Raw genomic sequence first — 22,177 nt, 5'->3', positions numbered from 1 at the left:
CCTATTTATTACAGAGACTTAGATCGTCTGGACAAACTGTTTCCTGAACAGTCGGCCCTAAGATGCCCGCTGAACCAAGAGGGAATTTTGGGAACGATTTTCTTGGTCCGATCGTTTTGGTAACAGACGCACAGGACGCGTTATGTCCAGACGCTGGCTGACTAAAGGAGGTCGTGATGCCCCTCTCGGAGCATGAACAGAAGCTGCTTGAGCAACTCGAAAAGCAACTTCATGAGGACGATCCGAAGTTCGCCAACACCATGGGTTCGGATCCCATCCGCAGTTGGTCTACCCGGCATGTGATTATCGGCGTCCTGGGCGCCATTGCCGGCATACTCCTCCTGCTCGTAGGGGTTTCGATGCAGGCGATACCAGTGGGTGTCCTCGGCTTCGTCGTCATGGGTGCTGGCGTCTACTTCGCCACGTTGCGTGGTGCGGCCTTTGGCAAAGCCAGCAAGGGCAAGCCGGGAAAGGGTAAGCCCAAGAGCTCGTTCATGAGCAGTCTGGAAGAGCGCTGGGACGAACGGCGCCGCGACGACTCCTGACTGACACCTTTCGCCGTCGGCCGGCGGCATTGCTTCAAACACGCCCCTTGACTCCCGGGTAGGGATAACGGAAGACCCGCATTGCGGGTCTTTTCGCGTTTAACGCGTTTAAGCGGGATACGAGGCATTCGTGGGAGCCCTCCACTTTCCGCCCGTTCCTCCACCCTCCTCCCTTTGCTCCACTTCGCACCACCCGGATACGATTCCTGGCCCGGACCGGCCATCGGCAGCCGGACTTGCTGCTGCATGCCTGCCCGCACGCTGCCGGATGGCTTTTGCCCTCCACTTCCAGCCGTGGCCCCTTAAAACCGCGCCAATTCGGGGCTCGCAAATCTCAAAGTGGTGGAGAAACACCCTGTGTTGCGTTGACTGTGGGGCATTGTGGAGTAAAGTGGAGCGCATAAGAGGGTAGTGGCAGTGTTGGGAATGAGCGGGCACCTTGACTGAGGGGCGGTGGGGCCAGTGTTTCTGGGCACTCACTCGCCGCGTCTCGATGAAAAGGGCCGGATCATTCTCCCCGCCAAGTTCCGTGAGGAACTTGCCGAAGGGCTGGTCCTCACAAGAGGCCAGGAACGCTGCATCTACGTCTTCAGCCAGAAAGAATTCGAACGCATTCACGAATCCATGCGGGAGGCCCCACTGTCCTCCAAGCAGGCTCGTGACTACATTCGGGTTTTCCTGTCCGGAGCCTCTGACGAGGTACCTGACAAGCAGGGGCGTGTGACGATTCCGCCGGCGCTCCGGGCGTATGCAGGACTCGGTCGGGAACTGGCAGTTATTGGTGCCGGTACCAGGGCTGAGATCTGGGATGCCGAAGCTTGGAACGAGTACCTCAACGAGAAGGAATCAGCCTTCTCGGAAACCGATGACGACAATCTGCCCGGGTTCATCTAACCGGTCGGAGAAAGCAGCACAACCGCTTCTTGAATGGGATCTCCAGCCGCCCATCGAACAGTCTTCCTGGCTCAACTTCCCCTGAGCCAGGCCGGCGGGACGATAGGCGCGGATGGGGATCCGATTCAAGAAACAGCAGGCAAGCGATTGAAGAAAGAGGAGGCAGCGTGGAAGAGCAGGACGCGGCAAAGCCCACATCGGAGCGCCACGTACCCGTCCTCAAAGACCGCTGCATCAATCTGCTGGCTCCCGGGTTTGAGGCTGCCAGGAAGCGCGGCCAGACACCTGTGGCCATCGACGCAACCCTTGGCATGGGAGGGCACTCCGAGGCGATGTTGCAACGCTTTCCGGACCTGCACCTCGTCGGCATCGACCGCGACGAGGAAGCCCTTGCCCTGGCCGGTGCCCGCCTTGAGCCCTTTTCGAACCGGACGGATCTGGTACATGCCGTATACGACGAAATTGACGACGTGCTGGCGGACCTTGGAATCCCTGAGGTGCACGGCATCCTGATGGATCTTGGCGTGTCATCCCTGCAGCTGGACGAGCGTGAACGTGGGTTCGCCTACTCCTACGACGCCCCGCTGGATATGCGGATGGACACCAGCCGCGGCCAGACCGCCGCCGATGTGGTCAACAACTACAGTGAAGACGAACTGGTTCGCATTATCCGTAAGTGGGGCGAAGAAAAGTTCGCTGGACGTATCGCCAATAGGATCGTCAACGCCCGCGCCGACAAACCGTTCGCTACTACCGGCGAACTTGTGGAGCAGATCCGCAGTGTAGTTCCTGCCGCAGCCGCGAAGAGCGGTGGGCATCCCGCCAAGCGCACCTTCCAGGCTTTGCGGATTGAGGTCAATGAGGAACTCGATGTCCTGGAACGCGCAGTCCCGGCAGCCGTTGCCGCGACAGCCATGGGAGGCCGGATCGTGGTGATGTCCTATCACTCGCTGGAGGACAAGATCGTGAAGTCAGTCTTCCAGGCCGGCTCCAAATCCTCGGCCCCGCTCGGTTTCCCCGTGGAACTCGAAGAACATAAACCCGAACTGAAGACCATCACCAAAGGCACTGAAGTGCCTACGGCTGCAGAAATCGCCGAAAACCCCCGTGCGGCGTCCGCCCGTTTGAGGGCCGTGGAGCGCATCAAACCAAGGAGAGACGCATGAGCAACGCCGCAGCGAAGACACTGCCCTTCGTGGTGGGCAATACGGCCCGTGCGCTGCCGGCTCCCGCAGGCAAGCCCGATACCGGCCGCAAGGCCCGCACTCCGCTTTCACTCGTGCGCAGCGCGCCGGGCAAACGACGGACACCCTTTGTGGTGCTCTGCTTCGTGGCTATGGCGGCGGCGCTGCTGACGGTCCTCGTCTTGAACATCTCGGTTTCCACTGCCCAGTATCAGTTGGTGCAGCTCAAGGCCGAAGCGGCCACCTTGAACAAGGAAAACCAGGACCTGACACAGAGGAAGCAGAATTTCGAGGCTCCCCAGAATCTGGCAGCGAAGGCTGCAGAATTGGGAATGGTCCCGTCCACTGTTAAGGGACAGATCGATCTGAAGACAATGACCGTCACCGGAAAGGCGACGCCTGCAGTTAAGGGAGACAATCCCGGAGCGCAGCTTGCCCCGCCTGCCGTGGCGGGCATGCTGGATGTGGTTCCGTCGGTGACTACCAAGGATCCGCTGGAAAACTTGAAGCCGGTTACTCCGGCGGCGCCGGCAGCAACACCGGCGACTCCGTCAGCAGCACCGACGACTCCGGCAACTGCACCGCCGGTCGAACTCAATGGGGGATCGGTCCCGGCCCCCCAGCAAAAGGCACCCGGACAGTAGTCCACCAGTCCACTGACGCAAGGCCAGCAGCAAGGAATCAACGTGGCTCAGAACCCCGGCACATCGAAAAAACCGAAGACGCCGGCGGCAAGAAAGCGGTTGCGGGTTGGTCTTGGCATCATGCTGACGCTGCTGCTGGTGGTGGGCGGCAAGCTCTTCATGGTCCAAGGCCTGGATATGGGCGGGATGGCCGAGGCGGCCTTGGCTAAACGCCTGACGCCCCAGGTTCTGCCTGCAGAACGCGGGCAGATTGTCGATGCCAACGGCACCGTCCTGGCCAGCAGCGTCATCCGCTACAACCTCGTGGTGGACCAAACCGTCAACACGGGAACCGCGACTTTCCATCGCTTCAACGACAAAACGGAAAAGCTCGACGAGATCACCCGTGACCAAGGGATTTCCGACTTGGCTGCGCTTTTGGGTACTGACGAAGCCAAAGTACGTGAGGCGCTGACCGGTGAGAAGCAGTATTTCGTTGTGGCCAAGGACATCAAGCCGGAACTCGAGGATCGAATCTCCAAGCTGTACATCCCTGGCCTACGCGCCGAAGGTGTCAGCAAGCGCGTCTACCCCAATGGCAGCGTTGCCGGCGGCGTGGTGGGCTTCCTCCAGGACGGAACCACAGGCCAAGCGGGCATCGAACAAACCCAGGATGAGGTCCTCCGTGGTGTTGAAGGCAAGCGGGTCTTTGAGATCGGCGCTGACGGCCTGCGCATTCCAGTGGCCACTGACGAGCTGACTCCCGCCGTGGACGGCAGCGACGTCAAGCTGACCATCAACACGGACATCCAGTACTTCGCGCAGCAGGCCATCCAAAGCCAGGTGGACAAGATGAATGCCGAGTGGGGGTCCATCATCGTGATGGACGCCAAGACCGGCAACCTGGTCGCTTTGGCTGACACCAATGCCCCGGATCCCAACGATCCCGGAAAGGTCGATGCCAAAGACCGTGGCGTTCGATCCGTAACGGCCGCGTATGAGCCCGGTTCAGTGCAGAAGATGATCACCGCTGCGGCAGTCATTGAAGAAGGCAAGTCCTTCCCGTTGGATCACTACACGATTCCCCCTTCCTACACCATCGACGGCCAGACCTTTACTGATGCCTTCGAACACGGCACTGAGGAACGCACGCTCGCTGGGATCCTGGGGTGGTCCATGAACACCGGTACCGTGATGGCCGGTAGCCGGCTGACCAAGGAGCAACGGTACGACTGGCTGAAGAAATTCGGTATCGGTGAACAGACCGATATCGGCCTGCCCGCAGAAGCCACCGGCATCCTGGCCAAACCCGAGCAGTGGGACGACCGCCAGCAGTACACGGTTCTCTTTGGGCAGGGCGTTTCCCAGTCGACCTTGCAGACAGTGCGTGCCTTCCAAAGCATCGCCAATAACGGTGTCATGCTTCAGCCCCGGCTCATCGACAGCTACATCACTCCTGAGGGCGAGGAACAGAAGGTTGCCGCCAAGGATTCCCGCCAAGTGGTGTCCAAGGATACTGCCCAGCAGGTCCGGGACATCCTGGAGAGCGCTGTGACCGAGGGGCAGATCAAGGACGCGGCAATCGACGGCTACCGTGTCGGCGCGAAGACAGGAACGTCGCAGGCGCCCCGTGAGGACGGGCTTCCAGGATTCGACGGCTACACGGCCTCCATGGTGGGTATGGCACCCATGGACGACCCCCGCTTCATTGTCGAGGTAGTGCTTCAACGACCCAAGGGAAACATCTACGGACTCACCAACGGGCCCGTGTTCCGTTCGGTCATGGCACAAGTGCTGCGGACCTACAACGTGGCGCCGTCCACGGGAACACCCGCGCGCCTGCCCCAGTTCGTCAAGTAAGCTTCTTGGGCGTCTGTTTCGGCCAAAACTCGATCAACCACTAACGGCCCGGGCGCCGCTGGCCCCAGGCCGGTCGTTCCACGAGCACCAACGGAGAACCACGTGTCAGAGCACAATGAGGCAGCTAACAGCGCCACGACGCCGGATACCGGCAGGTCCGTCTTCCGCCCCGAATCCGTGGCCGCGGTGCCGTTGGCCACGATTGCGGAGGCACTTGGAATAGCCGCACCGGAGGGCAACCACAACAGGGGAGTGACAGGCATAACCCTCAACTCCAGGGCCGTGGAATCCGGCGACCTCTATATGGCCTTGCCAGGCGCTTCGCGCCATGGTGCCGACTTTGTTCCCCAAGCCGTCGCCGCCGGTGCCGTGGCCGTGGTCACGGACGACGCCGGGGCACGCCAACTGGCGCTGGCCGGCGAGCAGCCGGTTCCGGTGCTTATCGTGCAAGAGGCGCGTACCGCCGTCGGACCTTTGGCTGCGCTGATCTACCGCAGCCAGCCGGCGGAAGGCGGGTTCCCGTCCCTGTACGGTGTCACCGGTACCAACGGAAAGACCACCACGACCTACTTCATCAACTCGCTGCTGCGTGCTCTGGGCAAGACTCCGGGACTCATTGGGACCATAGAGATCGTGGCTGGCGGTGAGCCTATCCCGAGCCTCCTGACCACCCCGGAGTCCACGGATGTCCATGCCCTGCTGGCTCTGATGCGCGAACGGGGCCTGGAAGCCGCGTCCATGGAAGTCTCGTCCCACGCGATCTCCTACCACCGTGTGGACGGTGTGATGTTCGACGTCGCGGGTTTCACCAACCTCACCCAGGACCATCTGGACCTGCACGGCAGCATGGAAGAGTATTTCCGCACCAAGGCGGAACTCTTCACCGCCAGGCGGGCCCGCCACGCTGTTGTCACAGTGGACGATGACTGGGGGCGCAAGCTCGCGGAGCTGGCCGATATCCCCGTCACTACCCTCTCGGCCAACGAGGCCACCGCCGGGTCCGACTGGCACGTCGCGGAAATCACTGCCCGAGGGCTCGGCTCCGCATTCGAACTCAGGCACGCCGACGGACGCGTGCTGCGCGTCCACACGGGCCTGCCTGGAGCCTTCAACGTGGCCAACGCTGCCTTGGCCACCCTCATGGTCCTGGCGTCGGGCGTTGACGAACAGACACTCCAGTCGGCCTTGGACACCCACGATCCTTTCACGGTGGCCGTTCCCGGGCGCATGCAGTTGGTCTCAACTGAGCCAGCCGCAGTTGTTGATTTTGCCCACAATCCTGATGCTTTGGCGCGTGCGCTCGAAGCCGTACGCTCGCCACAGGAGGGGTCCCGCGTCATTGTGGTCTTTGGTGCAACCGGCCAGCGCGACCAGGGCAAGCGGCCCACCATGGGTGCCATCGCTGCGCGCCTTGCCGATGTGGTGATCGTCAGTGATGACGATCCCCACGACGAAGACGCGGCATCAATCCGCGCCGAAGTCCTGCAGGGTGCCAGGGCAGCCCGGGATGCCGAAAAGCTGGGCAGCGACATCATCGAGTCCCACCCGAGGGACGCCGCGATCCGGCTGGCCGTTGAGATGGCCACTGCCAACGACACCATCCTTATCGCCGGACGTGGCCACGAAGTGTGGCAAGAGGTCAAAGGCGTGAACCTGGCACTGGACGACAGGGTCGAGTTGCGCGCCGCCTTGACATCCAAGGGATTCAGCGTTTCATCGGACCAGCGGATAGAGTCCTAAACCGAGATGATTGCACTTACTGCGGCGGAGATCGCCGACATCACCCATGGCCGATTGACCGGAGCTACGGACATCGCGCCCACCTCCGTCGTCACTGATTCACGGGAAGCGACGCCCGGTTCGCTCTACGTTGCCAAGCCCGGCGAGCACGCCGATGGCCACGACTTCGTCGAGGCTGCCTTCGAACGCGGCGCCGTACTGGTCCTCGCCGAACGTGAAGTGACCGACGCTGGCGGAAGCCCCTTTCCCGCCGTCGTAGTCGATGATGCCGTCCTGGCAATGGGTGCCCTCGCAGCGGAATGCGTCCGTCGCATCCGTGCTGAACGCGCACAGCGCGGCGAAGACTTTACGGTCATTGGCATCACCGGATCGGCCGGTAAGACGACCACCAAGGATCTCTTGGCCGGTGTGCTTTCCGTGGCCGGTAAGACGGTGGCGCCGCAGGGTTCCTACAACGGTGAAGTGGGCGTGCCCTTGACGGTTTTCGCCGCCGACGCCGATACCCGCTACTTGGTCATCGAGATGGGTGCCACAGGCCTTGGCCACATCAAATACCTCGCAGACATGGTGAAGCCGGACATTGGCGTTGTCCTGGTGGTTGGTACGGCACATGCCGGAGAATTCGGCGGGGTTGAGAATATCGCCACTACGAAGGGCGAACTCGTTGAAGCCCTTGGCGAGCACGGCACGGCTGTGATCAACCTCGATGATGGCCGCGTAGCTGCCATGCGCTCCCGGACCAAGGCCAGGATCCTGGGGTTCACGGCAGCGCCCGCCACCACCGAAGAGGTCGAAGCGCGCAACGTGGTGGTCAATGCCCAGGGTTTCCCGGACTTTGATCTCGTGTTGCCCGACGGCGGCCCTGCCGTTGAGGTGCGAAGCCGCCTGATCGGTGGGCACCATGTAACCAACCTGTTGGCCGCGGCGGCAGCTGCGTTCGCCGCCGGCATCCCGGCCGCCGACATTGCGTCCTCCCTCAGCTCACAGTCGGCGGCAAGCCGCTGGCGCATGGAGCGGACTGAACGCGAAGACGGCGTCACCATCATCAACGACGCCTACAACGCCAACCCGGAATCAATGCGGGCAGCGTTGCGCACACTGGCAGATCTTGGACAAGGCCGACGGACCTGGGCTGTGCTTGGAGCCATGCTCGAGCTCGGGGAGGACTCCATCCGCGAGCACACCGCAGTGGGCACGCAGGTAGTCCGGTTGAACATCTCCAGGCTTGTGGTGGTGGGACGCGAAGCCAGGGCCCTCTACGTCTCGGCCATCCAGGAAGGATCCTGGGGCGATGAATGTTCGTTCACCGAGACTGTCGAAGAAGCCTACGAGCTCCTGCAGAACGAGCTCGAACCCGGTGACCTGGTGTTGTTCAAGTCCTCCAACGGGGTAGGGCTGCGGCATTTGGGTGATCGGATAGCATTACCTCCACGGGCCGAGCCCACCGGAGACAACGCGGCTGAAGCTGCCGCAAGCGAAGGGAACGAGCTGCTGTGATTGCACTTTTGATCGGCGCCGGCGTCGCCCTTCTGGTGGCCCTCATCGGGACGCCCCTGTTCATCAAGTTCCTCGTGGCCAAGAGCTACGGGCAATTCATCCGCGACGACGGTCCTACATCGCACCACACCAAGCGTGGAACGCCGACCATGGGCGGGACCGTTGTAGTTGCGGCCGTGCTCATCAGCTACTTCGTGACGCACCTGATCATGTGGATGATGAACCCGCGGTCCCCTGGACCGTCCGCGTCAGGACTCCTGCTGCTGTTCCTCATGGTGGGCATGGGTTTTGTGGGCTTCCTGGACGACTACATCAAGATTTCCAACAAGCGCAGCCTGGGCCTGAACGCCCGGGCAAAGCTGATCCTCCAGGCTGCCGTCGGAATCATCTTCGCGGTGCTGGTACTGCAGTTTCCCAACGAGGACGGACTTCGGCCGGCATCCACCCAGATCTCGTTGGTGCGGGACATCCCTTGGCTGGACCTGGCTTTTGGCGGGACAGTGCTCGGCGCGATCCTCTTCGTCGTATGGTCCAACCTGATCATCACTGCTGCCACCAACGGCGTGAACCTGACCGATGGCCTGGATGGCCTTGCTGCGGGCGCGTCCATCATGGTCTTTGGCGCCTACACCATCATGGGAATCTGGCAGAACAACCAGGCCTGCGGATCACCCAGGGAAGCAGGAAGCGGTTGTTACCAGGTTCGTGACCCCATGGATCTTGCCCTGTTGGCAGCGATCCTCAGTGCAGCCTTGGTGGGCTTCCTCTGGTGGAATACCTCGCCGGCCAAGATCTTCATGGGGGACACGGGATCCCTGGCGATCGGCGGTGCCGTGGCAGCCTTCGCGATTTTGTCACGCACGGAACTCCTGCTGGCTTTCATCGGCGGCCTGTTCGTCCTGATCACCCTTTCGGTCATCATCCAGGTGGGCTTCTTCAAACTCAGTGGCGGCAAACGGGTCTTCAAGATGGCGCCACTTCAACATCACTTTGAACTGAAGGGCTGGGCGGAAGTGACAGTGGTTGTCCGCTTCTGGATCCTCGCCGGCCTGTTCGTGGCCGCCGGCCTCGGAATTTTCTACGCTGAATGGGTGGTACTGCTGTGAACGGAAGCCCGGAGACAACGCCGTCGGCCGCCGACAGGCTCAGCGAACTCACCAGCTGGGACGCTGACTGGAGCGGCCTGCGCGTGGTGGTGACGGGAATCGGCATGTCCGGCTTCTCGGCAGCTGACACCCTCATCGAACTCGGTGCCAAAGTGGTGGTGGTGGACGCAGCCACCACGCCAAAGGCCAAGGCGCAAGCTGACACCCTGAAAATCGTGGGCGCCGTTGAGGTGCTGTTGGGGGAGGACGCGGTCAATGCCCTTCCCCTGATCGACGACGCTTTGCCCGAGCTGGTTGTCACGTCGCCGGGATGGCGGCCGGACCAGGCCCTGTTGGCCGCCGCCAAGCGGAAGCACATCCCCGTGTGGGGCGACGTTGAGCTTGCTTGGCGCCTCCGCGTCCGCGCAGGACGCAAGACAGCTGACTGGCTCACCATTACGGGCACGAACGGCAAGACCACCACGGTGGGCATGACCGAATCCATGCTGCAGGCAGCCGGACTCAAGGCAATCGCGGTCGGCAACGTTGGAACGCCGATCCTTGACGCACTCCGGGATCCGGTGGACTACGACGCGTTCGCTGTTGAACTCTCCAGCTTCCAGCTGCATTGGAGCCATTCCCTGTCACCAGTGGCAAGTGTGTGCCTCAACGTTGCTGAAGACCACGTGGACTGGCACGGGTCCTATGCCTCGTACCTGGCGGACAAGGCCAAGGTGTATGAGAACACCCAAAAGGCGGCCATCTACAACGCCGAACAGATCGAAACCGAACGCATGGTGGAGAACGCGGACGTCGTTGAGGGTTGCCGCGCCATTGGGTTCACCACGAATACTCCAGCTATCAGCATGCTGGGTGTGGTGGACGGACTGCTGGTTGACCGCGCGTTCATTGCCGAGCGCAAAGACTCCGCCGCGGAGCTCGCCGCTATGGCCGACCTCGGGCCTGTGGCGCCGCGCCACATGGTGGCCAACGCGTTGGCGGCCGCGGCCTTGGTACGTGCATACGGCATAGAGCCAACGGCGGTAAAGCAGGGTTTGGCCAACTACCTGCCGGGCGCCCATCGCATCCAGGTGGTCGCCAAACGGAACGACATCCTGTGGATCAACGACTCCAAAGCCACCAATCCACACGCTGCATCCGCGGCGCTCTCTGCCTTCCAACACGTCGTGTGGATTGCGGGTGGGCTCTCCAAGGGTGTCAACTATGACGACCTCGTCAAAGAACACGCCCGCCGCCTGAAGGCCGTTGTCCTTATTGGGACCGATACCGAAGCGCTGGAAGGCTCCCTCCAGCGACACGCACCGGATGTCCCCGTGATAGCGCAAGCCAAGGGCGACACTGGGATGGTGCAGACCGTAGCCGGCAACGCCGCCTCGCCCATCTACGGCGAGGCCATCATGGGCCAGGCCGTGGTGTCGGCGGCCGAACTGGCCACGCCAGGGGACACCGTCCTGATGGCACCCGCGGCTGCATCCATGGATCAGTTCTCTTCCTACGCTCACCGCGGCGATGCTTTCATCCAGGCAGTTCGCGAGCTTGTGGAAGGGCAGGCAACGACCACCGAGGAGTAACAATGGTCAGCACGCCCACCCGCACTCGCGGCAAAGACCCGCGGGACGGGAAGCCCAAGGCTTCGGTGCGGGCGCCCAAAAAGCCTTCCGGGCTCCGCCGACACCTGCGAGGCTTCTGGGAAAGCCTTGAAGGCAAGAGCAAAGCCCCCAACAGCTCCACGTACTACCTCATCCTGGGCTGTGCCCTGGCGTTGACTGCCATTGGCATCATGATGGTGTTGTCGGCCTCGAGTGTCGAGGCGATCTCCGAAGGGAAGTCGCCCTACGCGGACGCCCTGAAGCAGGCGATGTTCGGGGTGCTCGGAGCAGCAGCCATGTACGTGATCTCGCGAACCAACGTGAACTGGATGAAGAGGTTGTCCTGGTGGGCTCTGGGTGGCGTCGTGGTACTCCTGGTCCTGGTCCAGGTCATGGGCAACACCGTCAACGGCAACAAGAACTGGATCGACGTCGGCGGAATAACGCTCCAGCCCTCGGAGATGGCCAAGCTGGTCCTGTGCGTATGGATTGCTGCAGTACTGGCCCGCAAGCAAAAGCTCCTGCACCGTTGGTGGCATGTCATCATTCCCGTGGTGCCCGGAGCCGGCCTGGTGATTGCGCTGGTGATGCTCGGGAACGACCTCGGGACAGTGATCGTCATTGCGGCCATCACGGCGGCAGGCCTCTACTTCGCCGGGGTTCCGGGCAAGATGCTGGCCATAGCAGGGGCCGTTGGGGCAGTGGGTGCCGTGCTGGGAACCATCAGCAGTGCGAACCGCATCTGCCGCATCACGTCCTGGTTGGGCACAGCGTCGGCCTCCTGCACCGATAACTTCGACTTCGACTTCCAGTCCACCAACGGCATGTACGGCCTGGCGCAGGGAAGTTGGACCGGGCTGGGCCTTGGCCAAAGCCGGCAGAAGTACAACTGGCTTCCCGAAGCCCACAATGACTTCATCTTCGCCATCATCGGAGAAGAGCTTGGACTCGTGGGAACCCTGGTGGTGTTGGTGCTCTTCGCAATCCTGGGCATCGCCATTTTCCGGGTAGTGGTCAGGCAAACGGACCCGTTCCAGCGAACACTGGCCGGTGGCATCATGGTGTGGCTCCTGGGACAGGCAAGCATGAACATGGCTGTGGTCACCCAGCTCCTTCCGGTGGTCGGTGTGCCGCTCCCGTTCATCTCCTACGGAGGCTCAGCCCTCGTGATGTCCCTCTGTGGCGTGGGCGTAGTGTTGTCCTTGGCCCGAGGCCAATTGCCGCCCCAGCAACGCCCCCGGTTCCTGCCGCGCCGTTCTCCGAAAACCGCACGAAAGCGTACATAGCACTTCATGACTTCTGACTCCCGCAACGCGTCCAAGCCCTTGTCCGTTGTCCTTGCCGGCGGCGGTACTGCCGGGCACGTGAGCCCGCTGCTCGCCATCGCCGATGCCATCAAGGACAAGCGTCCGGAAGCTGCAATCCTGGCTGTTGGCACGCCGTCGGGCATGGAAACGCGGCTCATACCGGCTGCCGGCTACCAGCTCGCCACCATAGACCGTGTCCCTTTCCCGCGGCGTCCTTCCGTTGACCTGGTCAAACTTCCCGGCCGTTTGTTGGGAGCAGTCCGTCAGGCCCGCCGCATCCTTGAGGATGCGCACGCTGATGTCCTGGTAGGCGTGGGCGGTTACGTCTGTACGCCGATGTACCTCGCCGCACGGAAACTCGGTATCCCCATTGTGATCCACGAGGCCAACATGAAGGCCGGCCTGGCCAACCGCGTCGGTGCCCGTTTCAGCAATCATGTTGCGGTGGCATTCGCCGGTACCCGGCTGCGGGGTGCACGCCATGTTGGCATGCCCATGCGGCGAGCCATCTCGGGACTTCACCGGACAACGGCGGCTCCTGCTGCCAAGGCTTCCTTGGGCCTGGTTCCAGAACGCCCCGTGTTGATCGTCACCGGTGGTTCCTCGGGCGCACTCAGCATCAACCGTTCCATCAGTGCAGCCTTGCCTGCGCTGGCGGCCGCGGGGATACAGACCCTGCACATCACGGGCAATGGGAAGGCCGTTCTCAACGACGACGGCGGCCTGCTCACCGCCGAAGGGTATCGCCAGGTTGAGTATGTGGATGGGATGGAGAACGTCTATGCAGCCGCGGACGTCCTCCTTGCCCGTGCCGGCGCCGGAACTGTCAGCGAAGTGGCAGCCGTGGGAGTCCCGGCCGTGTTTGTGCCCTTGCCCATCGGCAACGGAGAGCAGGCACTGAATGCTGCGCCGTTGGTGGATGCAGGTGGCGCACTCCTGGTTGATGACAAGGACCTCAGCCCTGAATGGCTGGAGCGGGAGCTCATTCCGCTCCTGACTGACCACGACAGGCTCCTCCAAATGGCCAGAAAAACCGAAGCCCTTGGTATCAGAAACGCCGATCAGCGCATGGCTGATCTTGTCCTGGAAGCGGTATCCGCATGACCATCAGCATCGCCCCCCTCGAATCCCTGGGCCGGGTCCACTTCATTGGCATTGGCGGCGTGGGAATGTCCGCAGTCGCCCGGATCATGGTGGCGCGGGGTGTCCCCGTCAGCGGAACCGACGCCAAGGACCTGCCGGTCATGCACGACCTCTCCTTGGCTGGGGCCCGCATCGCGGTGGGATACGACCAAAACAACCTTGCCGACGCCCAGACGATCGTGGCCGGCTCTGCCATCCGGGCCGACAATCCCGAGCTCACTGCGGCACGTGCCGCCGGGCTGCCCGTGCTGCACCGGTCCGAAGCTTTGGCTGCCACCATGGCGGGCCACCGTGTAGTTACAGTGGCGGGTACCCATGGGAAGTCCACCACCACCTCCATGATTGCCGTCCTGCTCAAGGAAGCCGGCGTTGACCCCTCTTTTGCCATTGGCGCCAACGTCCCGGCGTTGGGTGTGAATGCTGCCCATGGGGAGTCGGACATCTTCGTGGCCGAGGCCGATGAATCGGACGGATCCTTCCTCAATTACCGTCCGCTGATTGCCGTGGTGACCAACGTCGAAGCCGACCACCTTGACCACTACGGGACGCCGGAAGCGGTCTTTGCCTCCTTCGACAACTTTGCGGCGCTCCTGCCGGCGGACGGCGTTCTCCTGGCCTGCGCCGACGACGCCGGTGCCCTCGCCCTGGCGGAGCGGACGGCGTCCCTGGGAACCACGCGCGTCCTGACGTACGGGACATCGGACGACGCCGACATCCGCCTTTTCGACGGCGGTCCCGGAGACGTTTCGGTAGCCGTTGGTCCTGACGTCCACAGGGTGGAACTGCAGGTCCCGGGGCGCCACAATGCCCTGAACGCGGCAGCCGCGTTCGCGGTCGCCGTCGAACTTGGTGTGAATCCCGAAGATGCGGCGGCGGCGCTGGGCCAGTTCACTGGCGCGTCACGGCGCTTTGAGCTCAAGGGCCAGGGGAGGGGTGTGCGGGTCTACGACGACTATGCCCACCACCCCACGGAGGTTCGCGCCGCCCTGTCTGCCGCCCGCTCGGTAGCCGGGGGCAACAAGGTCCATGTCCTGTTCCAGCCGCACTTGTTTTCGCGCACACGCGAGTTCGCCGGGGAATTTGCTGCTGCGCTGGACGCGGCGGATACGGCCCTGATCCTGGATATCTATCCTGCTCGCGAGGACCCCATCCCCGGTGTCACCAGCGCTTTGATCGCCGATCAGCTTGCCACTGGCAGGCTGGTGGGGGCAGGGGAGGCAGTGGACGCCCTGATGGCGGTCGCCAGCGACGGAGATGTAGTCCTCACCGTCGGTGCCGGCGACGTTACTGCTTACGGGCCAGTGATCGTGGAGGCGTTGGGTGGCTAGCACCCGCAAGCCGACGTACAGGCCTGGAGCGGAGTCGCGCCCGCCGGATGCGGCCCGTTCGGGAGGATCCAAGGCGGTGCCGGACAAAGGCCGGGCTGAGGGATCCGGCGAAGTCATCAGCGCGCAACGTCCCATCGAGCCGGACAGTAAGCGGGGGACCCGTTCCCAGCCAGCCACGGCGACCACGTCAACAAAGGCCCCGGCGTCGGATAACGTCATTGTCTTTCCTGAGCCCAAGGGCCGGCGGCAACGCAGGATTATTGGGTGGACGCTTTCCATCGTGGCCGCTGTTGTGGCGGCCCTGATCGCCGGTGCGGTCTTCTCGCCGGTATTGGCAGTCAGGACAGTGACAGTGGACGGCACCACACTGCTGACGCCCGACGCCGTTCAGCAGGCTCTGTCCGGCCTGGAGGGCAAGCCGCTGCCGCAGGTCACCGAACAGGAGATCAACGAGCTCTTGAAGCCGCTGGTCCAGGTCCGCTCCGCAACCATGGAGGCGAGGCCGCCGTCGGAGTTGCTTGTGCATGTCAACGAACGCGTTCCGGTGGCGCTGCTCAAGCAGGGTGACTCGTTCGTGATGGTGGATGTGGACGGGGTGCAACTCGGGGCTACGAAGGACCAGTCGGCGGTGGCACTGCCCTTGATTGACGCGGGAGCCGGGGCGACGAACACAGAGTTGTTCAAGGCGATTGCCGCCGTCCTGGATACGTTGCCGGCCGATGTCCGCGCCCGGATGTCGACAGCTTCGGCGGCCTCCGCGGATGCCGTCGAACTGAAATTGGTGGACGGAAAGACGGTAGTGTGGGGCAATGCCGAGGACAGGGAACTGAAGGCGAAGGCACTTGAAGCGCTGCTCAAGATGCCGGCTGACCCGAAGGTTCCCGTCAGCGTGTACGACGTCAGCGTCCCGCGGCATCCATTCACAAAATAAGCAGCTTTGAGAACGTAACCTACGGCCGGCGGTGGCCTTATTTCAGGACAATCACACGACACGCGCAAGCGGAGATTGCATGTGCGAACCATAGGAAATACCGTCGCAGTAGAGTTACTTGACATAACTATAACCTTCAACTAGAGGGTTAAGGTCCAAGGATTCAAGTTGGACTCGATCAGTTTCGCTATAGGACACAAGCAAGGGGCACGAAACGTGGCAGCACCGCAGAATTACTTGGCCGTCATCAAGGTCGTCGGCATCGGCGGCGGTGGCGTGAACGCAGTCAACCGTATGATCGAGGTCGGCCTTCGGGGCGTCGAGTTCATCGCCATCAACACTGACGCGCAGGCGCTGCTCATGAGCGACGCCGACGTCAAGCTCGACGTTGGACGTGAACTCACGCGCGGCCTTGGCGCCGGCGCAAACCCCGAGGTCGGAAAGCAGGCCGCGGAAGACCACGCCGACGAGATCGAAGAAGTTCTCCGGGGTGCCGACATGGTCTTCGTTACCGCTGGTGAAGGCGGTGGCACCGGTACTGGTGGGGCCCCTGTGGTCGCGCGCATCGCCCGCTCCCTGGGTGCGCTGACCATCGGTGTTGTGACCCGGCCGTTCACTTTCGAGGGCCGTCGCCGTGCAGGCTCAGCCGAAGCCGGCATCGACGCCCTTCGCGATGAAGTCGATACCCTGATCGTCATCCCCAACGATCGCCTCTTGTCCATCAGTGATCGCAACGTCTCCGTCCTGGACGCTTTCCGTTCTGCGGACCAGGTCCTCCTTTCGGGCGTCCAGGGCATCACCGACCTGATCACCACTCCCGGCCTGATCAACCTTGACTTTGCCGACGTCAAGTCCGTCATGCAGGGTGCTGGCTCGGCCCTGATGGGCATCGGGTCGGCCCGTGGTGAGGACCGTGCGGTCAAGGCAGCCGAACTGGCCATTGCTTCCCCGCTCCTGGAGGCCTCCATCGACGGCGCCCACGGCGTCCTGCTCTCAATCCAGGGTGGGTCGGATCTGGGTCTGTTCGAAATCAATGAGGCTGCACGCCTGGTGCAGGAAGTAGCCCACCCCGAGGCGAACATCATCTTCGGCGCCGTCATTGATGACGCCTTGGGTGATGAAGCCCGCGTGACAGTCATTGCCGCAGGCTTTGACGATGTCAAGGCAACCTCGCCTTCGATGGACCAGTCCCGTCCCGCCCAGAACCCGGTGCCCTCGGAGCGTCCCGCCGCGCCCAGCAGTGCACCGTCCAGCGCTGCTGCCCCGCAGCACGCCACGGCAGGCATCGGTGCCGCGGGCTTGAGCAACTGGGGCCAGCAGCGTCCCTCGGCACTGCCTGCAGACTCAGGCTTCGACGTCGACCTCCCCGCCGTCGTCGAGCCTGATCTCTCGGGCAGCCGCTCCGACGACCTCGACGTCCCCGACTTCCTGAAGTAAGCCACGTTCGGAGAGTCAGTACCAGGTGTTTTGGTGGCGCAATGAAGTTCGTCCCGGCGTTTCCGTAGCCTTCACGGATACGGACGCCGGGAACCTGGCTCTCCATGTGGGGGACAACCCCGCTGAGGTAATGGCCCGCCGCGATGAGTTGAACCGGGCCGCGGGGCTGGGGGCCGATCAATTCCAATATATGGAACAGGTCCATGGCAACACCGTGGAGTTCATCGAAGTCAACGGGCCCGGGCCCACTGCTGACGCAATGGTGTCAGCCGCAGCCCCCCGCGGTGCAGCGCAGCCATTGGCGGTCATGGTCGCGGACTGTGTGCCGGTGGTGTTCGTGGGGAGCGGCGCAGGAAACGGGCACGTCCTCGCCGTAGCCCATGCCGGACGCCCTGGCGTCGCATCAGCTGTTGTTGCGGCCACCGTGGAGGAAATGCGGAGCCGGGGAGCCGTAGGGATCAGCGCTTGGCTCGGTCCATCTATCTGCGGGTCCTGCTATGAGGTGCCGGAACAACTGCAGGCCGAGGTAGCTGCGCGTGTCCCGGCCACCCGGTCCACCACATCCTGGGGAACTCCGGCCCTGGACCTTCCGGCCGGTGTGCGGGCACAACTGGCAGCGTTGGATGTTCCCGTGGAGTACTCGGGGGAGTGCACGCTGGAGAACGATTCCCTTTTCTCATACCGCCGGAACTCCCGGACCGGTCGATTTGCAGGTTTGGTGTGGACGCATGACTAGCCTTGGACACGACGACAAACAGCAGGAAAGCCTGTCAGGCGATGCCCGCACGGCCGTTCTCGCCCAACGGCTGGGTACGGTTGGGCGCCGGATCGAGACAGCGGTTGCTGCAGCCGGACGCAGTGACCCGCCACGGCTGATCGTGGTGACCAAATTCCATCCGGCAGAGGATGTGCGCCGCCTCGCCGCACTTGGTGTTACCGACATCGGCGAGAACCGTGACCAGGAAGCAGCCACCAAGAGCGCCGGGCTTACCGACGTTGATATCCGTTGGCATTTCATTGGGCAGCTCCAAAGCAACAAAGCAAAATCCGTCGCAAAGTATGCTGCCTCCGTCCAGTCGATAGACCGGCCTCAAGTCGTTGACGCCTTGGCGAAGGCCATCATGCGGGAACAAGGTGCCACCGGCCGTGCCGACCTCGACTGCTTCATTCAAGTCAGCTTGGAGGACGACGCCGGCGCGCACCGCGGCGGCGCACGCCCGGCCGACGTCGAGTTTCTTGCCGCACAGATCGAATCCGCTGCCGGGCTGAAGCTCTCAGGCCTGATGGCCGTGGCGCCCTTGGGGGCCGATCCGGAAGCGGCGTTCGAGAAGCTTGCCGGTATTTCCGAGGCTCTCCGTGCCATTCATCCGGCCGCGGTGGCAATTTCCGCCGGCATGAGCCAGGACCTGGAAGCCGCCGTGAAGTTCGGGGCGACACACCTGAGAATTGGCTCCGATATTCTCGGATCCCGTCCGGCCGTGGGGTAGCGTCAAAGTATTGGAATGACGGGCCGGGGTTCCAATATGTCAAGTCATGGCGGCCCGCCTACTGCAGAAACGATAGGAGTGCACCATGGCTGGCGCTCTGCGCAAGACAATGATCTATCTTGGGCTCGCCGACGGCGATGAACACTACGAATCTGAGCAGGCCGTCGCCTCGCACCACGACGAAGAACGCCCCCAGGCACAGGAACGGGAAGAGCGCCGGGCGCCCGCTCCCGTCCGGGAAGTTGTCCGCGAAATGCCCACTGTAGACGCCGAAGAGGAATACCGCGCACCCGTGACACCCATCAAGCGTGCGGCCTCCAGCCGCGAAGATGCCTCGGGCCTGAGGCAGATCACCACCGTTCATCCCCGTTCCTACAACGATGCCAAGGTCATCGGTGAGAGTTTCCGGGATGGCATTCCGGTCATCATGAACGTCACCGACATGGGCGAAGCCGACGCCAAGCGCCTCGTGGATTTCTCCGCCGGCCTGGTCTTCGGCCTCCATGGCAGCATCGAGAGGGTGACCAACAAGGTCTTCCTGTTGTCGCCGTCGTACGTAGAGGTCATTGGCGACGACAAAAAGGCCAGCGAAACGCAGGCCAGCTTCTTCAACCAGAGCTGACACCGATCTTTGCGGATGCCAGGCGGGTCAACCCGCCTGGCATCTGTGTTGCAATAGTAGGGACCGATCGGCATTCCGGAACAAGTGGGAGATCTGAGCTAACTCGTGGGCATTGTTTTCGGCCTTATCTATATTGTGTTGTTGCTGTTCTTCATTGCCCTGATCATCAGGCTCATCTTTGAATGGGTTCAGATGTTTGCCCGCCAGTGGCGGCCCCGGGGTGTGGCATTGGTAACAGCGCATGTGGTCTACTCCGTCACGGACCCTCCGCTTGGCAGGCTCCGCAGGCTGATACCGCCGCTCCAACTGGGCGGAATCTCCTTGGATTTAGGCTTTCTGATCCTGATAATTGCGGTCAGTATTGCCATGGCAGTAACCAGCAGCTTGGCCTAGCTGCTGAGCGGAACCCGGACCACCGATGGTTCAAAGGCCGCAAATTCTCCAAATCAACACGATGGTGTTGAATTGGAGGAACCAGATGATATTTAGGTACCGTAGTTTTGAACGGCCGGAAGGCCTACTGACTAACTAGACCAACGAGGTGACCAGATGGCTTTGACGCCAGAAGACGTTGTCAACAAGCGCTTTCAGCCGACCAAGTTCCGCGAAGGCTACGACCAGGACGAGGTAGACGACTTCCTCGATGAGATCGTGGTGGAACTTCGCCGCTTGAACCAGGAGAACGACGAACTTCGCAAGAAGCTCGGAGAAGCCGGTTCGGCTGTGCCTGCTGCAACTGCTGCGGCTCCGGTCGTCGAGAAGGTTCCTGCCCCCGTCAAGGTCGACAAGGAAGCCGAAGCCAAGGCGGAAGCCGAAGCCAAGGCCGCCGACGCTGCCAAGAAGAAGGAAGCCGAGCAGGCCGCAGCAGCTGCCGCCGCTGCCAAGGCTCCGGCCGCCAGCAACAGCGTTACCCCTTCCGCTGAGTCCGCTGCAGGCCTGCTGGCCATGGCGCAGCAGATGCACGACAAGCACGTCTCTGACGGTGCGCAGCAGAAGGAAAAGATCATCGCCGAGGCTCAGATCGAGGCTTCCAGCCTCGTCAACGATGCCCAGGAGAAGTCCCGCAAGATCCTTGGTGCACTCGAGCAGCAGCGTTCCGTTCTTGAGCGCAAGGTTGAGCAGCTCCGTGGCTTCGAACGCGATTACCGTTCACGCCTGAAGGCCTACATCGAAGGCCAGCTGCGCGACCTGGATGCCCGTGGTTCCGTCGCTGCCCCTGAGGTCGGCGAAGCAACCGCAGACGTTTAGCAAGTATTCTGAAAGCCGGTGGCTGAGGACTCCTCGGCCACCGGCTTTTGCTGTTAAAACCCTGACAGCGCCCCACCACGCTTCCCGAATGAAAGCACTATGACCGACGACTTCACCGATGACGCCTCGCAGCCGGCGCCCACCGCCCGCCGTAAGTGGCGTCCGGCCATGCTCTGGCTCTTTGCCGGCTTCGCCGTGTTTGCCTACGCCTTTGACCAGCTCACCAAACTTTGGGTCACCAGCACCATGACCGAGGGTGAGCGGATCCCCGTTCTTCCTCCGCTGCTGCACTGGTACTACATCCGGAACTCCGGGGCGGCCTTTTCCATTGGCGAGAATGTGACATGGATCTTCACGATTGTCATGGCGGCCGTTTCCGTGGCAATCCTGTTCCAGTTGCGCCGGCTCGGGTCTGCGTGGTGGGCCCTGTCCCTTGGGCTCTTGCTCGGGGGAGCTTTGGGCAACCTGACCGACCGCTTGTTCAGGGAGCCGTCGTTCGCCATGGGGCACGTGGTGGATTTTATCCAGTTGCCCAACTTCGCCATCTTCAACATCGCAGACTCCGCGGTGGTATCCGGCGTCGTCATCATCTGCCTGCTGACGCTGCGCGGCATCGGCATGGACGGCCAGCGGCAGCCTGCTGGTCCAAAGGCGTCCGATGAGGCCAAGCCTGCGGGCGGCTCCATGGGGGAGACAGCCGGTGAGTGATCCCGTAGTGGTACCTGAGGAACTGGCAGGCAAGCGGGCGGACGCCGGGCTTGCACAACTGATGGACATTTCCCGGTCAGCAGCGGCGCTGTTGATCGCAGAAGGAAACGTCACGATTGCCGGTGTGCCGCTTGGCAAGTCGGCAAAGCTTGCCGCAGGCGCAGTGCTGGACGTTACCGTTCCCGAGCGGCGGGACCCCTTGGAAGTCGTGGAGGAAATTGTGGAAGGCCTGAAGATCCTGCTGGATGACGAGGATTTCGTTGTCATCGACAAACCGGTGGGAGTCGCTGCCCATCCGTCTCCAGGGTGGGTAGGACCCACCGTAGTGGGCGGTCTCGCCGGCGCCGGCTACCGGATCTCGACGTCAGGTGCTCCTGAACGGGCAGGGATCGTCCACCGCCTCGATGTCGGCACGTCCGGTGTCATGGTGGTGGCCAAGACCGAACACGCGTACACGGTGCTGAAGCGCGCTTTCAAGGAACGCACCGTGGAGAAGGTGTACCACGCAGTGGTGCAGGGACTGCCTGATCCTTTGGAGGGCACCATCGATGCCCCGATTGGCCGCCATCCCGGGCACGATTGGCGTTTCGCGGTGATCGAGGACGGCCGTCCGTCCGTGACGCACTACGAGGTCCTGGAAGCGTTCGGCAAGGCAACGCTGGTGGAAGTCCATCTGGAGACCGGCCGTACCCACCAGATCCGAGTTCACTTTTCAGCGCTCCGGCACCCCTGCGCCGGAGACCTCACCTATGGCGCCGACCCGCGGCTCGCGGCCAACCTGGGGCTCACCCGGCAGTGGCTGCATGCCCGCCAGCTGGGCTTCACCCATCCCAGCACCGGCGAATGGGTGGAAGTGAGCAGCGACTACCCGGCGGACCTCCAGTACGCCCTGGATCTGCTCGCCACCGGCACCGCCTAGAGAGCCGCG

General features: G+C 62.6%; 21 protein-coding genes. All 21 read left to right on the top strand.

Annotated features, from left to right (window positions below):
• Positions 1 to 176: 176 nt before the first annotated feature.
• The 21 genes from LN996_RS04880 to LN996_RS04780 all read left to right on the top strand — a co-directional run bounded on the left by LN996_RS04880 (position 177) and on the right by LN996_RS04780 (position 22,168).
• Positions 177 to 545 carry a DUF3040 domain-containing protein gene (locus LN996_RS04880; protein ID WP_231339060.1) on the top strand — a complete coding sequence of 123 codons (369 nt, stop codon included), beginning with the start codon at positions 177 to 179 and terminating at the stop codon, positions 543 to 545.
• 462 nt (positions 546 to 1,007) lie between these two features.
• On the top strand, positions 1,008 to 1,439 hold the full coding sequence (mraZ, locus tag LN996_RS04875; protein WP_231339059.1) for a division/cell wall cluster transcriptional repressor MraZ: 432 nt from the start codon (positions 1,008 to 1,010) through the stop codon (positions 1,437 to 1,439).
• 167 nt (positions 1,440 to 1,606) lie between these two features.
• Entirely contained in the window at positions 1,607 to 2,605 is a 999-nt protein-coding gene (gene rsmH, locus LN996_RS04870) for a 16S rRNA (cytosine(1402)-N(4))-methyltransferase RsmH (protein WP_231339057.1), read from the top strand.
• Entirely contained in the window at positions 2,602 to 3,267 is a 666-nt protein-coding gene (locus LN996_RS04865) for a hypothetical protein (RefSeq protein ID WP_231339056.1), read from the top strand. The genes rsmH and LN996_RS04865 overlap by 4 nt, the downstream gene beginning before the upstream one ends.
• 42 nt (positions 3,268 to 3,309) lie before the next feature.
• On the top strand, positions 3,310 to 5,106 hold the full coding sequence (locus LN996_RS04860) for a penicillin-binding protein 2 (RefSeq protein ID WP_231339054.1): 1,797 nt from the start codon (positions 3,310 to 3,312) through the stop codon (positions 5,104 to 5,106).
• Between the two features lie 102 nt (positions 5,107 to 5,208).
• The gene (locus LN996_RS04855; RefSeq protein WP_231339052.1) at positions 5,209 to 6,846 is read left to right on the top strand and encodes a UDP-N-acetylmuramoyl-L-alanyl-D-glutamate--2,6-diaminopimelate ligase; all 1,638 of its coding nucleotides are present in this window, start codon (positions 5,209 to 5,211) and stop codon (positions 6,844 to 6,846) included.
• A gap of 6 nt (positions 6,847 to 6,852) precedes the next feature.
• The gene (gene murF, locus LN996_RS04850; protein WP_231339051.1) at positions 6,853 to 8,343 is read left to right on the top strand and encodes a UDP-N-acetylmuramoyl-tripeptide--D-alanyl-D-alanine ligase; all 1,491 of its coding nucleotides are present in this window, start codon (positions 6,853 to 6,855) and stop codon (positions 8,341 to 8,343) included.
• Positions 8,340 to 9,449 (top strand): phospho-N-acetylmuramoyl-pentapeptide-transferase, encoded by a 1,110-nt coding sequence (mraY, locus tag LN996_RS04845; RefSeq protein WP_159707681.1) that lies wholly within the window; start codon positions 8,340 to 8,342, stop codon positions 9,447 to 9,449. Before murF ends, mraY begins: the two co-directional genes overlap by 4 nt.
• Complete coding sequence (gene murD / locus LN996_RS04840; RefSeq protein ID WP_231339050.1) at positions 9,431 to 11,020, top strand: UDP-N-acetylmuramoyl-L-alanine--D-glutamate ligase; 1,590 nt, start codon at positions 9,431 to 9,433, stop codon at positions 11,018 to 11,020. The genes mraY and murD overlap by 19 nt, the downstream gene beginning before the upstream one ends.
• Before the next feature lie 2 nt (positions 11,021 to 11,022).
• Positions 11,023 to 12,324, top strand: coding sequence for a putative lipid II flippase FtsW (ftsW, locus tag LN996_RS04835; protein ID WP_231339048.1), 1,302 nt, complete (start codon positions 11,023 to 11,025; stop codon positions 12,322 to 12,324).
• Between the two features lie 6 nt (positions 12,325 to 12,330).
• A complete protein-coding gene (murG, locus tag LN996_RS04830; RefSeq protein WP_231339046.1) occupies positions 12,331 to 13,449 on the top strand; it encodes an undecaprenyldiphospho-muramoylpentapeptide beta-N-acetylglucosaminyltransferase in 1,119 nt (372 codons plus the stop codon).
• Entirely contained in the window at positions 13,446 to 14,816 is a 1,371-nt protein-coding gene (gene murC, locus LN996_RS04825; protein WP_231339045.1) for a UDP-N-acetylmuramate--L-alanine ligase, read from the top strand. The genes murG and murC overlap by 4 nt, the downstream gene beginning before the upstream one ends.
• Positions 14,809 to 15,747 (top strand): FtsQ-type POTRA domain-containing protein, encoded by a 939-nt coding sequence (locus tag LN996_RS04820; protein WP_231339044.1) that lies wholly within the window; start codon positions 14,809 to 14,811, stop codon positions 15,745 to 15,747. Before murC ends, LN996_RS04820 begins: the two co-directional genes overlap by 8 nt.
• Before the next feature lie 216 nt (positions 15,748 to 15,963).
• Entirely contained in the window at positions 15,964 to 17,184 is a 1,221-nt protein-coding gene (gene ftsZ, locus LN996_RS04815) for a cell division protein FtsZ (RefSeq protein ID WP_026542512.1), read from the top strand.
• Between the two features lie 25 nt (positions 17,185 to 17,209).
• Positions 17,210 to 17,920, top strand: coding sequence for a polyphenol oxidase family protein (locus tag LN996_RS04810; protein ID WP_231339043.1), 711 nt, complete (start codon positions 17,210 to 17,212; stop codon positions 17,918 to 17,920).
• Positions 17,913 to 18,671, top strand: coding sequence for a YggS family pyridoxal phosphate-dependent enzyme (locus LN996_RS04805; RefSeq protein ID WP_231339041.1), 759 nt, complete (start codon positions 17,913 to 17,915; stop codon positions 18,669 to 18,671). The genes LN996_RS04810 and LN996_RS04805 overlap by 8 nt, the downstream gene beginning before the upstream one ends.
• 85 nt (positions 18,672 to 18,756) lie before the next feature.
• Entirely contained in the window at positions 18,757 to 19,293 is a 537-nt protein-coding gene (locus LN996_RS04800; protein WP_026542515.1) for a cell division protein SepF, read from the top strand.
• A 105-nt stretch (positions 19,294 to 19,398) separates the two neighbouring features.
• The gene (locus LN996_RS04795) at positions 19,399 to 19,686 is read left to right on the top strand and encodes a YggT family protein (RefSeq protein ID WP_017200850.1); all 288 of its coding nucleotides are present in this window, start codon (positions 19,399 to 19,401) and stop codon (positions 19,684 to 19,686) included.
• A 156-nt stretch (positions 19,687 to 19,842) separates the two neighbouring features.
• Positions 19,843 to 20,541, top strand: coding sequence for a DivIVA domain-containing protein (locus tag LN996_RS04790; RefSeq protein ID WP_159707661.1), 699 nt, complete (start codon positions 19,843 to 19,845; stop codon positions 20,539 to 20,541).
• A gap of 99 nt (positions 20,542 to 20,640) precedes the next feature.
• Complete coding sequence (gene lspA, locus LN996_RS04785) at positions 20,641 to 21,249, top strand: signal peptidase II (RefSeq protein WP_231339038.1); 609 nt, start codon at positions 20,641 to 20,643, stop codon at positions 21,247 to 21,249.
• On the top strand, positions 21,242 to 22,168 hold the full coding sequence (locus LN996_RS04780; RefSeq protein WP_231339037.1) for an RluA family pseudouridine synthase: 927 nt from the start codon (positions 21,242 to 21,244) through the stop codon (positions 22,166 to 22,168). The genes lspA and LN996_RS04780 overlap by 8 nt, the downstream gene beginning before the upstream one ends.
• Positions 22,169 to 22,177: the final 9 nt, after the last annotated feature.

Source organism: Arthrobacter sp. AK01 (genome assembly GCF_021109375.1).
Lineage (GTDB): Bacteria > Actinomycetota > Actinomycetes > Actinomycetales > Micrococcaceae > Arthrobacter.
Note: the sequence above shows the minus strand (reverse complement) of the source record. Positions and strands in the feature narration are given on the sequence as shown.